Annotated in this window: 8 protein-coding genes and 9 tRNA genes; 9 read left to right on the forward strand and 8 right to left on the reverse strand. The window is 42.8% G+C overall.

Translation table 11 applies throughout. The features are described 5' to 3' along the window. Nucleotides 1-1418: 1418 nt before the first annotated feature. The 3 genes from HC733_RS20485 (at nt 1419) to HC733_RS20495 (ending at nt 2962) form a co-directional block, all read left to right on the forward strand. Nucleotides 1419-2060: a hypothetical protein gene (locus tag HC733_RS20485; protein ID WP_190366847.1), complete on the forward strand. Its 642-nt coding sequence runs from the start codon at nt 1419-1421 to the stop codon at nt 2058-2060. Nucleotides 2061-2080: 20 nt separating this feature from the next. Beyond that, nucleotides 2081-2323, forward strand: a complete 243-nt coding sequence (locus HC733_RS20490; protein WP_238937641.1) for a LytR/AlgR family response regulator transcription factor — start codon at nt 2081-2083, stop codon at nt 2321-2323. A 99-nt stretch (nt 2324-2422) separates the two neighbouring features. After that, nucleotides 2423-2962 (forward strand): cytochrome b, encoded by a 540-nt coding sequence (locus HC733_RS20495; RefSeq protein ID WP_190366848.1) that lies wholly within the window; start codon nt 2423-2425, stop codon nt 2960-2962. A gap of 64 nt (nt 2963-3026) precedes the next feature. Here the strand turns inward: HC733_RS20495 and HC733_RS20500 are convergent, their stop codons facing one another. After that, complete coding sequence (locus HC733_RS20500) at nt 3027-4769, reverse strand: cyanophycinase (RefSeq protein WP_342366044.1); 1743 nt, start codon at nt 4767-4769, stop codon at nt 3027-3029. A 302-nt stretch (nt 4770-5071) separates the two neighbouring features. On the opposite strand from HC733_RS20500, the gene HC733_RS20505 reads away from it, so the two are divergent. The 3 genes from HC733_RS20505 (at nt 5072) to iadA (ending at nt 10726) form a co-directional block, all read left to right on the forward strand. Beyond that, entirely contained in the window at nt 5072-7999 is a 2928-nt protein-coding gene (locus HC733_RS20505; RefSeq protein WP_190366849.1) for a TonB-dependent receptor domain-containing protein, read from the forward strand. A gap of 138 nt (nt 8000-8137) precedes the next feature. Next, nucleotides 8138-9547 (forward strand): putative basic amino acid antiporter YfcC, encoded by a 1410-nt coding sequence (gene yfcC, locus HC733_RS20510; protein WP_190366850.1) that lies wholly within the window; start codon nt 8138-8140, stop codon nt 9545-9547. Between the two features lie 12 nt (nt 9548-9559). Then, nucleotides 9560-10726: a beta-aspartyl-peptidase gene (iadA, locus tag HC733_RS20515; RefSeq protein WP_190366851.1), complete on the forward strand. Its 1167-nt coding sequence runs from the start codon at nt 9560-9562 to the stop codon at nt 10724-10726. 124 nt (nt 10727-10850) lie between these two features. Here iadA and HC733_RS20520 read toward each other — a convergent pair whose 3' ends face one another. The 7 genes from HC733_RS20520 to HC733_RS20550 form a co-directional block, all read right to left on the reverse strand. Beyond that, the gene (locus HC733_RS20520; RefSeq protein ID WP_190366852.1) at nt 10851-12437 is read right to left on the reverse strand and encodes a methyl-accepting chemotaxis protein; all 1587 of its coding nucleotides are present in this window, start codon (nt 12435-12437) and stop codon (nt 10851-10853) included. Between the two features lie 200 nt (nt 12438-12637). Beyond that, nucleotides 12638-12713, reverse strand: a tRNA-Glu gene (locus HC733_RS20525). Between the two features lie 210 nt (nt 12714-12923). Further along, nucleotides 12924-12999: transfer RNA gene (locus HC733_RS20530), tRNA-Glu, on the reverse strand. A gap of 164 nt (nt 13000-13163) precedes the next feature. Beyond that, nucleotides 13164-13239, reverse strand: a tRNA-Glu gene (locus HC733_RS20535). 209 nt (nt 13240-13448) lie between these two features. Then, nucleotides 13449-13524 (reverse strand) — tRNA-Glu (locus tag HC733_RS20540). A 101-nt stretch (nt 13525-13625) separates the two neighbouring features. Then, nucleotides 13626-13701 (reverse strand) — tRNA-Glu (locus tag HC733_RS20545). A 37-nt stretch (nt 13702-13738) separates the two neighbouring features. Then, nucleotides 13739-13814: transfer RNA gene (locus tag HC733_RS20550), tRNA-Ala, on the reverse strand. A gap of 617 nt (nt 13815-14431) precedes the next feature. Between HC733_RS20550 and HC733_RS20555 the strand changes: the two genes are divergently transcribed. From HC733_RS20555 to HC733_RS20565, 3 genes are all read left to right on the forward strand, one after another. Beyond that, a tRNA-Val gene (locus tag HC733_RS20555) sits at nt 14432-14507 on the forward strand. A gap of 19 nt (nt 14508-14526) precedes the next feature. Beyond that, nucleotides 14527-14602, forward strand: a tRNA-Val gene (locus HC733_RS20560). Nucleotides 14603-14618: 16 nt separating this feature from the next. After that, a tRNA-Val gene (locus HC733_RS20565) sits at nt 14619-14694 on the forward strand. Nucleotides 14695-14870 lie beyond the last annotated feature (176 nt).

Here is a 14870-nt window from a genome sequence, read left to right on the forward strand (position 1 = left end):
AAAACCACAATCATCATGCTGAAAAGTAGGTAAAACCTCGCCTGACGTTTTGCAAATACCGCCTAATTCCTGAGTTAATTTTAAAAAATAGCAATGAAAGGTGCTTTTGACGCAAAAATCACAAAGAAACTGGCTTTGCACGTTCGTTTTCTTGATAATTTAATTATGGATGTCTGATTTAATTTATTTGCAATGCCATAAATACAACTGTTGTATATATACACACTCTGGCCGTTTTAGAAAACAAGCATTGACGAGCTCTATGATAACTAAAAATCACTATCAAAAAGATGAACTGAATGATCATACCTGATATGTAAAACACTTTAATTTTATTATTTAACTCTGCGATTAATGGACTTACAAAAAATTGCTCAATTTCAGAAGCAAACACATGGAAAATGAACATGCAAAGAATGGTCATAAAGCAAGAATGCATTTCGTGATGCTTTAAGGACTTAAATGATTTTCCTCGCGCGTAAAATAATTGCAAGCCATGTTTTGGCAATTGCGTTAGTAAAAACCAAAGCAAAATCAGCAACTCATGGCCCTTTATTAACCATCCCAATTGGTACAAAAACTCATTCATGAGCAACAGCCTCTCTTCGCTGCTTAAAGTAAGCCACGCTTTGTCTTATTGGGTAGACTGACATGGCACAGACTACAATGATACTGCAAGCCCAGCCACCGGCCACATAAACGGGAAATAATTCATGATAATCAAAATAACCTCTAGCGATCAGCTCCATAAAACTCAACAGCATGGATATGATTCTAGTATAAATACAGATTCTGGTGGTTTGTGAAAACAAACAACCGCGAAGTCGGTGCCATATAAAAATAACTAGGATCTCTGAAAAATGAACCCCCATCACCCCTATGTAGAATACTCTCAGTTTATTTGACCGATCGAAGTCTAACGACAAGAGATACTGCTCCACTGCTGAGCCATACAAATGGGTAAGCACTACGCAACAGACTGTAATAAAGCATGATTGCATTTCGTGGTGCTGTAGAGAGGTTAGTGTATTACGCTGTCCGTAGAATAACGACCACTTGTAGGTAGAAAATTGGGTAAGAAAAAACCATATAACAATCATTATGTTAAAAGTTTTTACTATCCATCCAAGGCGGTATAGGACCTCATTTAATTCCATTTATTTGTTACCCAAGCACCCGATGATAGCGGGAGTTAATTTTAGACAAAGATAGTAAAGTAGTGTATTTAATTTGGCAACATGATGGTTATGCGCTTACTCCATCTATTAAATTAATATTAACAGAAGTTCAGTACTATTTAGCTATTCTCCTTTTCCAGCTGTGCCTTAACGCGAACTTTTATCCCCTAATTCGGGTCTATTTATGTTATTTTGCGCATTGAAATATTGCTCACAACACGCATAGTTAGGTATTGGATAGTGGACACATTACTTAAACAACATTTTTATCGATTAAAAGATTATCAACTTATGTTGATTGGCTGGGCGCTGATCCTCACAGTTGTTTGCTTAAACTGTACGGTACACAGTTTATTGATTGCTAAAGAGCGGGTTGATATTGCCTCTTCTATCGTGTGGTCGCTGCAAAAGTTTGGTGTGTGGCTTATCATGACACCAGCATTGTGCAATGCACTAACTAATCGCCATCACGCTTCAATAACAGCACATTATGCTTTGGTTGGTGCCTATGCAGTGAGCTTTGCGCTTGCAGTAAATACAGCGCTAGATATCACCTTAGACCAGATATCTTGGCAAGAGAGTTTATTTTATCAGTGGCATCACCATATTATCGCTTACATCACAATTGTATTTGTATGGCATCTAAAGCATCGCTTATTTAATGGCGACGTCTCGCTTGCGACAATTGAGGCTAGTACATCATGCCAGCCCAAATTTGTTCCTGAACAATGCAATTTGCAACCTACTGTACCATCTATAGATGGGTCAACTCTCTCACAGAAAATAAGCGAAGACCAAGCTCAATCAATATATTTAGAACTGGATAATACTCAGATTAAACTTAACGACATATCAAAGCCGCAGGCAATTACATTGAAGTAACCTGTAAGACTAAAACTCACTTGCTGCGGGCCACGATGAAAGAGCTTAACGAGCTACTGCCCAGTGACCAGTTTTTCCGCAGCCATCGCTCGTACTTTGTTAATATTTCTTACGCGCAAAAAGTGATTAACGAGCGCTCCGGCCACGGAATAATCGTATTAAAAACTCAGCAGCATGTTCCTGTTAGTAAAAGTAAACGCCAAAAAGCACATGCTATGTTAGGTCAATACTCACAAGCGCTTGGGACGAATGGCGGATGTTAAACAGGTTATCCCAAAATGAGGCATTTCATCACTTAACTATTGGCTCACAACCACCCGCTCTTTAATTTATGAGCTAAGCAAGTTAAGGAGCAAGTAAGTATGAATCAGCACACACTAAGCACCACAACCCGTCTACTACATTGGTTAGTTGGACTGACTATGTTAAGCCTAATCATGGTCGGTTTTTATATGGTAAACCTTGAAGCATGGGCGCTTTACCCTATTCACAAAGCCCTTGGTGTATTGGCTTTATTGCTCATTTTACCCAGAGCTATTTATCGAGTTAAACGAGGGCTTCCCAAGCCTGTTGCCGAGATGTCGGTAACCATGCAAAAGCTCTCGCATGGTGCGCATTGGCTACTGTTACTTGGCACTCTTTTGATGCCAATTAGCGGCATGCTTTACTCTGGGTTTGGTGGCTATGGTATTGATATATTTGGTTTGATTTTAGTTCATGAAAACATCGTCAACGATGAAGTAGTCGCGATTAATGAACTCATATTTGTCATCGCCAAAAATGCACACAGTTTGATTGGCTACGCACTAAGTGCCCTTATCGTTGCACATATTGGCGCCGCCATTAAACACCATGCTATTGATAAAGACGAAACCCTAAGAAGAATGCTAGGTAAGGCGTAACCTATCTTGAGTCGCTCAATCACACCATCTAACTGGCGGGCCTTTAAGGCCCGCCTCATTACTGTTAAGTATTGTTTGAAAAGCTTATTTTTAAGTTTTCTATCCCGCAGCCAAACTGGCTTTTGTTCACCCGCATAAAACGTGTATGCTCATCCGCTTGAAAAGTAAAATAAAACTCGCCGTGCTGAGCTTGGGCTTGCTGTTGCTTGGCCAAACACATAGCTTGGGTCAACGAGCGTAACTTCGCGTCATCTAAAATATTAGCAAATCGCTGCTTAGGCAACGCGGGTACTTTGATATCTGGTAAAGCGTTTTGCACAGTGCGCTCACTCAGTACAAAACCTTGCTGCTGTTGTTCAATTAACGCACCCCTTGGCCAGTAAGAGTAGCTAAATTGTTGCTTTGAAAGTGGCTTTATATGCACCACACCATGTTTGCCCACCACTGTCATAACCTGCCCTGATAAAGATCTAATAACCGCAAGTGCCGTTGTTTCATCTACACCAAAACCATATGGCTGATTTGTCTCACTCTGCAGCACAGCTAAACGTAGGGTACGGTTTCGTTCGCTAAAGTGGGTGTCTAAAATACCCAAGCTAAAGGAGCCAAGCCCTCCTGCACTTTGATATGTAAGGGCATCTACCGATAGCCCCTGCTGGCAATCTTCAACGCATCTAGCACTGGGTGCAGCTTGGGCAAATGCCCCGTCTTTTAACGCCAACTCACTGCTGCCATTACTTATCATCGCCACTTGGCCAAACTGATTCTTGCCACCACTTTGTACCGCGGTGCCAGCACTTGTGCCAATTAATATAGGCCGGTTTAGTATCGCTTGAGTCCAAGGATACGCTTGCCCCTTATCATCGAACATTACTTGTCTTGTTAGGCTCTGATCTCCCCCGTTGAACATAACCCCTGTGCTTTGCTCTATCATTTTCACAAGGTGCGCCAACCCTTTTTCGCATAACTCTTGCTCGGCAGCAATTCGGTCACCATAGATATTTTCACGGTTGAATAGCTGCATAGTTTGTTGGCGTATTTCATCTAGCTTATTGCACTGGCCTGTGGTGATGGCTTTTGCAAGTGCAGGTGTCAGCGCTAACCACTGAGCTTGCTCTACCGTTTGACTAAGTAACCCTTCATAAAAATCAGCAGATTCATACGGGTCTCGACTTGATGCGGTAACAGCAAGTAAACTAGGGCTGTGCTGTGCTACCTCAGCGGAGGCCTTTATGAAATTGACAATATCGTTACTGGCACCTTCACGATTGTTTTGAATGTTCACTTGTTCTTTGATACGTCGTCCCTGCTTATTCAAGATTGGTTTTTCGAGCATATCCAGAACAAAATAATATTCAAGATCAGTCAATTGACTTAACAGCGCGTTATCCGTATCACGCCACTGCCAAAGCAACGACTTTTTGTTCATCACACCTGAATGCTGCTTAGCTATTTTTTTAAGTACTGCATTCACTTTATTTTTATGTTGTAAATTTGCGCTTGGCCACTGAGCATGAACACGCGCTATGGTTTTAGCATCTACCGTAAATTGATTTGCAGTTTTGCCGTTCGGCGCCGTTTTATTGTTGCAATTTTCAGGATTTAAACTGGAGCAAGTCGTCAGTGCACCACCAATTAACACTAATGTTTGCGATTGCTCATTTGCCACTATCTTCAGTGAAAAAGCAGACAAAATCATTAAAAATAACCATAAAAACCTTGCTTTAAAGTTACCAAATATAACCTTGTGAATACTAGACATCACGTTCTCACTCATGTTGGGGTTAAAAAAAGTACTTGCAGACACAATTATGCCTTGCTATAAAAAAAAGGAACTTTAAAACGCGAGTAAGCTAGCACTGACCTGTTAGCTTTGTCAAAAACCTATTTGGATTGGAATTATGTTTAAAAAAGCACCATTGCTTTGTACATATTTCTACTCTCCTCACTACCTTTCGGAGTGGTTTGACGAGTAGCCCACACCTCACAACCCATTGTTTTGTGAGGGGCTGTTTGTGTTCATCTATCACTGCCCTGTCTGAATAATCATAATAATCGAGCGTTTGGCACACTTGCGCCTGCTCGTTAAAGACATAAAGGTAATCCGTCATGTTTCGTCGATTAACTATTGCAACGGCAGTAAGTGCTTTACTTTGCCCGGTTGCAAGCGCGTATGCGCAGCAAAATAACGAATTAGAAAACATTGAAAGAGTAGAAATTACGGGCTCACGTATCAAAGGCGTTGATCTAGAAGGCAGTGTTCCCCTGACCATTTTAGATCAACAAAGCATCAAACAATCTGGTGCCAATACCATTTATGAGTTGCTCAAAGACCTCTCTGTCTTAAAAGGCGGCACGGGCACCTTCTCAACGTCTGAAAGTGGCGGCACATCGACATCAACACCCGCAGGACAATCAGCGGCCAGCCTTCGTGGTATGGGCCCATCATCAACACTTACTTTGATTAACTCACGCCGCGTTGCACCAAGCTCGTTTGCAGCAGGTACCGAGAACTTTGTTGATATCAACGCTATCCCTCTTGCAGCCATTGAGCGGATTGAAATTTTGGCAACCGGTGCATCCGCCGTATACGGAGCTGATGCCGTGGCTGGGGTGATAAATTATATTCTCAAAGATGATTACAACGGCGCTGAACTTAACGCTTCGTTTTCAGATAGCACAGCTAGCCATGATGAGAGTAAGAAACAAATTAACTTATTATTTGGCACGCAAATTGGAGATAGCCACCTAAGTGTGTTTGCGGATCTCTACGATAGAAACGCATTTAAGGCCGCAGATCGAGACTTTAGCGCTTCACCAAACTTAAGCAGTGCCTATTCGTACCTGCCGACGCTCGAAAACTCACCCAATATTTATTATTACAGCAGTCGTGATGGCAATGAACTGCCAGCGCCTAATTGTCAAAGTGCGCTCGTTAGCACCGAATATGGTGAGCAAATCTGCGCCTATTACGGCAATCAACATGACTATTTAGAGACACCTTTTGAAAGTATCTCTACAGGGTTTATGTTTAACAGTACCTTGGCTGGCCTTGACTGGCACACAGACTTCTTTTACAGCCAAACGAAGTCTCAAGCCTACTCCTCCCCTGCGCCAATCAATCAGCTCAATGATAGCGATGGCCCCTACATCCTTGAAGACGCCTTGTTTATTTATGACCAAGCTGATGGTAGTAACCCCTTGTTAGATAAGTTATATATTGATCCATTTACCACTCAAAGTGGCCGAGAAGTATATGGTTTTGCCTTTGACGCACGTTTTAACGACTCTAGAACAGTTGAAGTTGATACTAAAAACTTTCGTTTGGTCAGTACGCTTGAGGGCGAATTAAACGACTGGAGCTGGGAGTCGGGTGTTACCTTATCTCGTTCACGCTCAGAGCAAGAGGCTATTGCTGGGGTGTATAATCGCTATCAGTTTCATGCCGCTATTACCGGGGAGCTTTGCTCAGATGGTACTCTCGCGAGCTTCGATGGTAGCGCATTAAACTGCCAAACAGGGCAGCTCCTGCCATTTTATAACCCTTTTGTACAAGGTGATGCCAATAACGATGCAGTACTTGCCACTACACAAGCGCGCCCAACGCGCGATGGCAAAAGCACGGTGTATGGCTGGGATGCCAATATCAGTGGCGAATTGTTCACTTTTAATGACCTACCTGCTTATACGTCATTTGGCATTGAAGCCCGTAAAGAAGAACTCACGGATATTCCTTCTGCTAACTCACAAGCAAGAGCAGATAATGATTACTTAGTTGATGTGTTTGGCTTTGGTTCTAGTCTATCAGGCGCTAAACGCACTCAATATGCCGCATTTGCCGAGCTCAATGTCTCAGTCACCGAGCAAATTGAACTGCAACTGGCTGGTCGCTACGATCATTACGATGATTTTGGCAGCACCTTCAACCCTAAAATTGGTGTGAGTTACCGCCCGTCTGACTCACTCATTTTAAGGGGGTCTTGGTCCACTTCGTTCAGAGCGCCCTCTCTCACGCAAGCAGGCGTAAAACTGAGAACCACTCAATCTTCATTTGATTGTGGCACCAACCAAGCCGTTGCAGATCTATATTGCGTGGGTGATGGAACAAAAGTGAGTGTTAACTCTCTTGAGCTCGGCAATCCCAACTTAAACGCTGAAGAGTCCGAAGCGCTTAGTATTGGTCTTGCTTGGAGCCCCAGTATAGATACCAACTTAACCATTGATTACTGGCACTTTGATCACGAGCAAGTGATTGATACCAACATGACTGCTGTACTAGATAGAGCAATGACGGATGCTAGCTTACGTCACTGTGGATTAGTACCTGATGGACAGCAAGGGATCTCCTACGAAGCTCAATTATGTGAAGTGACAGACAGCAGCGGCCTGACGATAGAGCAACAAGGTGCAGATTTACCGCAAATTCTCGATGCCTATATTACGGTCTTTGAGCCAAGAGAAGATGAGTATTACTTGCCACTATATCGCGACCACGTTATTCCTTTAGAAAATACAGGAACGCAAACGCTTTCAGGCATTGATTTCAAATTCGACCAGCGCTTTAACTTAGCCGCCGGACACCTCACCGTGGCGTTTAACGGCACTCACTACTTAAAGTTTGAACGTAATAAGCCAGGCTCGGATGCTCTGGAAAAACTCGTTGGTAGCTATCAATACCCAAGAAACATTGTTCGCACTTCATTAGATTGGAGCATGGATAATTATTACATCACACTGGGCGCCAATTACACCAGTAGCTACGAAGATGATATCGAAGGCTTACGAGGTCGTGAAATAGATGAGCTGGAAGACTTAAACATGCTCAATAGCGAGGGCAAGCGTAACGTCGATAGTTGGTTGGTTTGGGATTTATCAGCAGGCATAGACCTTAACGATAATTTCACCCTCAGAGCGCGCATTGATAATGTGTTTGATAAAGAGCCACCACAAGTATTTGGCTCACGCCGTGGCTTTGACTCTATCAATCACAACGCATTCGGGCAGCGCATTACACTCAGTGCAACTTATCGTTTCTAACTGGTTTGTGCCATAAATCAGTTTGCGACCTAACCAAGTTCGTAGTGGCTTTGCTCATAAGAGTTTAAGCCACTACGCTATCTATATTGATTGGATAGTCAATTTTGCTATCCAATAACTCGCACATGAAGTGATAATATGAAAAATAAAAACTGTACCATGCCCGATGCCAGTATCATTTTGCTGGCCGTAGCATTACTTGCCTATGTCGCCTCTTTGTTGATAACACCTGGTAAACTTGACGCACCAAAGCAAAGCCATGCAGTTGCACTATCTGAGTTTCAAACAGTAGAGGATGTCTCGCCTTTACCTTTGTTTGCTCAAAACGGTGAGATAGGACTTGCCAATGTATTGTTCGAGGGCTTAGTTGCTGGTGATAAATACGGCGCCACTATTGGCGTAATGGCGTTTATTCTCATAACTGGTGGAGCGTTTGGCATCATCATGAAAACAGGTGCCATTAACAATGGCATTATGGCGCTTATCAATAAAACGCAACGTATTGAGTGGTTGTTTATTCCCTTACTATTTTGCCTCTTCTCACTTGGTGGTGCCGTATTTGGTATGGGCGAAGAAGCCATTGCGTTTTGTATTGTATTGCTCCCCATCATGAAACAGCTTGGTTATGATGCCAAAGTGACGGTACTAACCACTTATGTGGCGACGCAAATTGGCTTTGCAACATCTTGGATGAACCCCTTTAGTATCGCCATCGCGCAATCTATAGCAGAAATCCCGGTATTCTCGGGCGCAAACTTCAGAATGTGTGCTTGGCTGGTATTTACTCTTTTTGGTTTGATTTTTACCGTGCGTTACGCCAGCTCAGTTAAGCAAACCTCATCAAATACTCAACAACAAAATACCTTACCTACCGCCCTTGATACCGCTGATAAAGCTATCCTACTCACCTTTGTGTTAGGTATCGGCTGGGTTGTTTGGGGGGTGATGGCGAAGCAGTTTTATATTCCTGAACTCGCAGCACAGTTTTTCTGTCTTGGTTTAGCAAGCGCCATGATTGCTATTGTCTTTAACAAACTGAGCGCCAACGACTGTGCAGAGGCTTTTAAACAAGGTGCGCAAGACTTGCTTCCTGCTGCTATGCTGGTAGCACTGGCGAAAGGGGTGGTATTGCTACTGGGGGGAAGTGATCTTAATTCTCCATCCATTTTAAATACGCTTTTATATCACAGTGCAAGTAGCATTGCCTCCGTACCCGATTTTATTGCTGCTTGGGGAATGTTACTTTTTCAAAGCTTATTCAACTTCTTTGTTTCATCTGGTTCTGGTCAGGCCGCCATCACAATGCCGCTTATGGCACCATTGGGTGATTTGCTTAATATATCAAGACAAATTGTGGTACTGGCTTTTCAACTGGGCGATGGTTTAACCAACATTTTTATTCCTACATCAGCAAGCCTGATTGGCTGCCTTGGCATCGTAAAATTAGATTGGGGTGAGTGGGCTGCGTTTATCTGGCGATTTACACTGGCGTTGTTTGCACTTGCCAGTGCTTTTATTTTTATCGCATATTTCATTAATTACCAATAAAAAGAGCTTTATATGTTAACGCTTATTCAAGGAGCAAGTTTATACACTCCAACTTATCAGGGCACCAAGGATGTGTTACTGGCAGGTTCAAAAGTGATTGATATTCAGTCGAATATTGAGCTAGAAACGAGTACTTCGGTTAAAAAAATTAACGCCCGCGAGTATATCCTTGCACCTGGGTTTGTTGATTCTTTGGTACATATTACTGGTGGCGGTGGTGAAGCAGGTTTTGCAAGCCGTACACCAGAAATGAATTTAACCGATGCCACTTTGTCTGGCATTACAACAGTAATTGGCGCATTGGGCACAGACTCAAGTAGCCGCACTCTTAGCAATCTGATAGCCAAAGCCAAAGGGCTAAAAGAACAAGGTCTAAACGTATTTTGTCATACTGGGTCTTATCACTTACCTGCCAAAACCTTAACGGGCAGCATTACTGACGACTTAATGTATGTAGAAGAATTTGTTGGGGTTGGTGAAGTGGCCATATCAGATCACCGTAGTAGTCAGCCCACCGTACAACAGTTGGCACAGCTTGCTGCTGAAGCCAAAGTAGCAGGTATGTTAAGTGGAAAAAGCGGTATCGTCAGCGTGCATGTCGGGCCACAAAAAAGCCACTTAACCTTATTGCATGAGGTGGCAAGTAACACCGATATAAAGCTCTGTGCGTTTTACCCCACTCACATGAATCGCAATAAGGCGCTTTTGGATGCAGGTGTTAAATTTTGCAATGCCGGTGGCACTATCGATTTTACAGCGAGTACGACCCAATATGACCTTGAGCATGGCGAATATTCTGCCGCTCAAGCACTGGCCTATTGCATCAATCAAGGAGTTAGCCCAACACAACTTACTATCAGCTCTGATGGTCATGCAAGTTTACCTATTTTTGACCAACAGCTAAACCTAGTAGGCCTAGAGATCGGCAAAGAAGACTCCTTGCACCATGCATTTGTTCAAGCTGTACAACAATTTAGTGTGTCAATCGAACACGCGCTAATGGCGATAACGAATAACCCTGCAAAAATACTTGGTATAGACAAGGGCTATATCGCAACAAATTGCGATGCCGATTTAGTACTATTAGATAAAAAGACCTTGATTCCCTCCTATGTATGGAGCAACGGCATTTTAATGGTCGAACAAAGCACTCCTCTAGTAAAAGGCATGTTTGAGTAATAATGCTATGAGCCCAATTATTTTTATGGGCTCCATTTTTAAAGGCCACGTTACGAGTCTTACCACACCCTATTTAACAACCAGCGTTCGACTTTGCTGCTTTTTAGGTTATGAATGCGTTGCTTTAGTTTTTACAATGAAACTTGGCAATAAATTGGTTGACCAAACTTTCTTGGTCCAGCAGCGAGCTTTGTGTGGCTGCGACCGTGTTTAAGCTACGTGCCGCACTTTGTAATGAGTCATCAGCTAATTGCGAAATACTCACAGCATTTTGATTAAGCTCGTTTGAAACGTCTGACATTTCGTCTGCAGACGTCGCTATCTGATAACTGAGACTAGAAATATCGTTCACAATATCAGTAATTGAGTTCAAACTAGCCTTAGTACCTTGGGCCTTTTCAACGCAGCTTGCAGACTTTTCTACGCCATTTTTAATCGCGGTTACTGCATATTCTGTACGTTGTTTTAGATCTGCCACTATCTGGTCTATTTCTTTTGTTGACTCTTGCGTACGCTGTGCAAGGGCTCTTACTTCATCGGCTACCACAGCAAAGCCTCTGCCTTGCTCTCCCGCTCTTGCAGCTTCAATTGCTGCGTTTAAAGCAAGCAAATTAGTTTGCTCTGAAATAGAGCGGATCACATCAACAACACTGCCTATATTGACTGTTTGAGCGGCCAATTCCTCAATATCACGCTGAGTTTTTAGCAGCTCATCACAAAGATGGTCATTATTGGCAATATTCTCTTCAACGGCCCGATTACCTTCAGCCACAGAAGTGAGTGCTTTTTCGGTTTGTTCTGCTGCCCCCGAGGTATTTTCTGCAACTTCAGCGATACTTTGTGTCATCTGATTGAGCGCCGTCGCCAATGAACCGGTTTGTGTTTGTTGAGAGTTTAATAACTCAGAGCTACATTCGCATTCTGTAGCCATTTGCTTAGCATCATTTTTAACCGTGTCACATGCATCTTTTACTCGCCCAAGAACAGCTCTTAGTTCCCCTTCTCTCGCTAATAAGGCAAGTTCTATGGCACTAATATCATTCACCTTATTTAGATAAATTTTTTGCATTAACGGATTGCTGTATACCTGCTTGGCCTTTTCACTTAATTGGCGAACCGGTTTTAAACGCCAATGTGTTATCGCTAAAGTAGCAATGAGCAATATAGTTTCTAAAATGTATCGCCAAGGTATTGGTAAATACATGATAAGTAACGTAAGAAAGTAAAAAATGCTGATAATTGCTATCATCTGAGCAGATAATGACCATGAATATCGCGCGATTTTTTCAGTTGGTACGCCTTGATTAAGTTGCTGGTAAACTTTTTCAGTTCGAGCGACAACATCTCTATTTGGTTTAGTTCTAACTGATTGATACTCTATTATTTTTCCGGAACTATCAGTGATCGGCGTAACATAAGCATTGACCCAATAATAATCACCATTTTTGCAGCGGTTTTTAACCATACCCATCCATGATCTGCCTGAACCAATATAACTCCATAAATTTTTAAATGCCGTTTTGGGCATGCTTGGATGACGCACTACATTGTGTGGCTGGCCAACTAACTCATTTAGTTTATATCCAGCCACTTCACAAAAATGATGATTTGCATAAGTGATCTTCCCTTTAGGATCTGTGGTAGACAACAGATTAAAGTGCGATGGGTAATCGTTTTCTTTATTCGTACAATCCTGCTGATCATTGCGCATTATTCTTTCTCTTAAAGATAAAAATGCAATGATAAATTATTAGTTTTGTAAAAATTTAAGAATAACTTCCCAAAATTTGTTTGCGATCAACGCAATAAATGATTTGTATAAAAAACAAACAGAAAGTTGAGTAAGGTATAAATGATAAAATTGAGTTTTATTAAGGCGGTACGATTGAATGGTAAAACGTGCATAAGAAGTGGCGTCCCCTAGGGGATTCGAACCCCTGTTACCGCCGTGAAAGGGCGGTGTCCTAGGCCTCTAGACGAAGGGGACGCAGAAATTGTTTCGCAAATCACTGATTTGCTATTTCTGCGTTAGATGAGACCGAGCCTGCGAGGCGAATGACCTTATTATCTTTTGCAGAAATTGTTTTGAGTATCGAAGATACTTTTAGTGAGTATTTAGATGCTCATTTCTGTGTCACTAGGACTGGCTGTTTTAACTCGCACCATATGAGTTTTTTATACTTCACCTTAGGTGAAGTGGCGTCCCCTAGGGGATTCGAACCCCTGTTACCGCCGTGAAAGGGCGGTGTCCTAGGCCTCTAGACGAAGGGGACGCAGAAATTGTTTTGCAAATCACTGATTTGCTATTTCTGCGTTAGATGAGACCGAGCCTGCGAGGCGAATGGCCTTATTTAAAACAGAAACTTGTTTCTGTGTCACTAGGACTGGCTATTTTAACTCGCACCATATGAGCTTTTTTACTCTAACTTAAGTAAAGTGGCGTCCCCTAGGGGATTCGAACCCCTGTTACCGCCGTGAAAGGGCGGTGTCCTAGGCCTCTAGACGAAGGGGACGCAGAAATTGGTTTGCAAATCACTGATTTGCTATTTCTGCGTTAGATGAGACCGAGCCTGCGAGGCGAATGGCCTTATTATCTTTTGCAGAAATTGGTTTGAGTATCCAGGTGCTCTTAGTGAGTATCTAGGTGCTCATTTCTGTGTCACTAGGACTGGCTGTTTTAACTCGCACCATATGAGTTTTTTATACTTCACCTAAGGTGAAGTGGCGTCCCCTAGGGGATTCGAACCCCTGTTACCGCCGTGAAAGGGCGGTGTCCTAGGCCTCTAGACGAAGGGGACACAGAATGTGTCTCTAGGACTGGCTGTTTTAACTCGCACCATATGAGATTTAATTCTACAAGCTACTCGAGAACTTGCAAAAACATCACTTAAAAGATAAGTGGCGTCCCCTAGGGGATTCGAACCCCTGTTACCGCCGTGAAAGGGCGGTGTCCTAGGCCTCTAGACGAAGGGGACACTAAAATGTGTTCTAGGACAATGCACTTGGAAGAAATGGTGGAGCTATGCGGGATCGAACCGCAGACCTCTTCGCTGCCAGCGAAGCGCTCTCCCAGCTGAGCTATAGCCCCATTCCTTAACGAACTTAGCAAACAAAACTGTTTAACCGTATCGCTGAGTGCGGGGCGCATTCTATGCAGGCACACAAACAAAGTCAACAATTTTTCTTGAACTTTTTGCTAGGCGTTTTAAAAAACGTCAATTAGGCGACAATATAATCAAAAAATCCCCTGTAACAATAAAAACCTTTGTTTTTGCTCAAAAAAACATCTCTTGTGCGTTGTTACTTCTTTTCTTTTTCTCCAAGCACAACCTTACTATTCAATGTAAATATCGCACGGTTGTGTTTATCTAGTTTTCGGCTTATTTTTTACGAATAGTAATGAAGGCCTCACTAACATAGCAACGGCAAGTGTTATCGTAAACAAAGCACTCTCTCCTTCCCTACGTTCTACAAAAATATGCTGCATATTCGATAGAGCTTTGATGCAAACATCGAATAAAAGCGCAAAAATACATTACTCGCCCTTTAAATATTGATTCTGGTATATAAGGAAGGGTTATTTCTATTTGGCGATAAAACCCGCACCTAAACTAAATTTGTAACTTCAAGTATTGACACTATTTCAAGTCTCCCTATAATAGCGCCCCACAACGACGCAGCAATTGTCGTATGTAACTTAGATATGGGTCGTTAGCTCAGTTGGGAGAGCATCGCCCTTACAAGGCGAGGGTCACTGGTTCAAGTCCAGTACGACCCACCATTATCTAAGGTTCTATATTGGGTCGTTAGCTCAGTTGGGAGAGCATCGCCCTTACAAGGCGAGGGTCACTGGTTCAAGTCCAGTACGACCCACCATGTAGAACACAGTTTAGGGTGATTAGCTCAGTTGGGAGAGCATCGCCCTTACAAGGCGAGGGTCACTGGTTCAAGTCCAGTATCACCCACCACTTTCTTAAGTGGACAATTTGGGAGAGCATCGCCGCCCTTCATAACGAAAGGCGAAGATAACTGGTTAAATCCAGTATCACCCACCACTTTCTTAAGTGGACAATTTGGGAGAGCATCGCCGCCCTTCATAACGAAAGGCGAAGATAACTGGTTAAATCCAGTATCACCCACCACT

The sequence above is a fragment of the Pseudoalteromonas sp. S16_S37 genome (assembly GCF_014694405.1).
GTDB lineage: Bacteria > Pseudomonadota > Gammaproteobacteria > Enterobacterales > Alteromonadaceae > Pseudoalteromonas.

Coding starts and splice junctions, on each gene's coding strand:
- HC733_RS20495 (WP_190366848.1), top strand. CDS start 2,423: ATGAATCAGCACACACTAAGCACCACAACCCGTCTACTACATTGGTTA.
- HC733_RS20505 (WP_190366849.1), top strand. CDS start 5,072: ATGTTTCGTCGATTAACTATTGCAACGGCAGTAAGTGCTTTACTTTGC.
- yfcC (WP_190366850.1), top strand. CDS start 8,138: ATGAAAAATAAAAACTGTACCATGCCCGATGCCAGTATCATTTTGCTG.
- iadA (WP_190366851.1), top strand. CDS start 9,560: ATGTTAACGCTTATTCAAGGAGCAAGTTTATACACTCCAACTTATCAG.
- HC733_RS20520 (WP_190366852.1), bottom strand. CDS start 12,437: ATGCGCAATGATCAGCAGGATTGTACGAATAAAGAAAACGATTACCCA.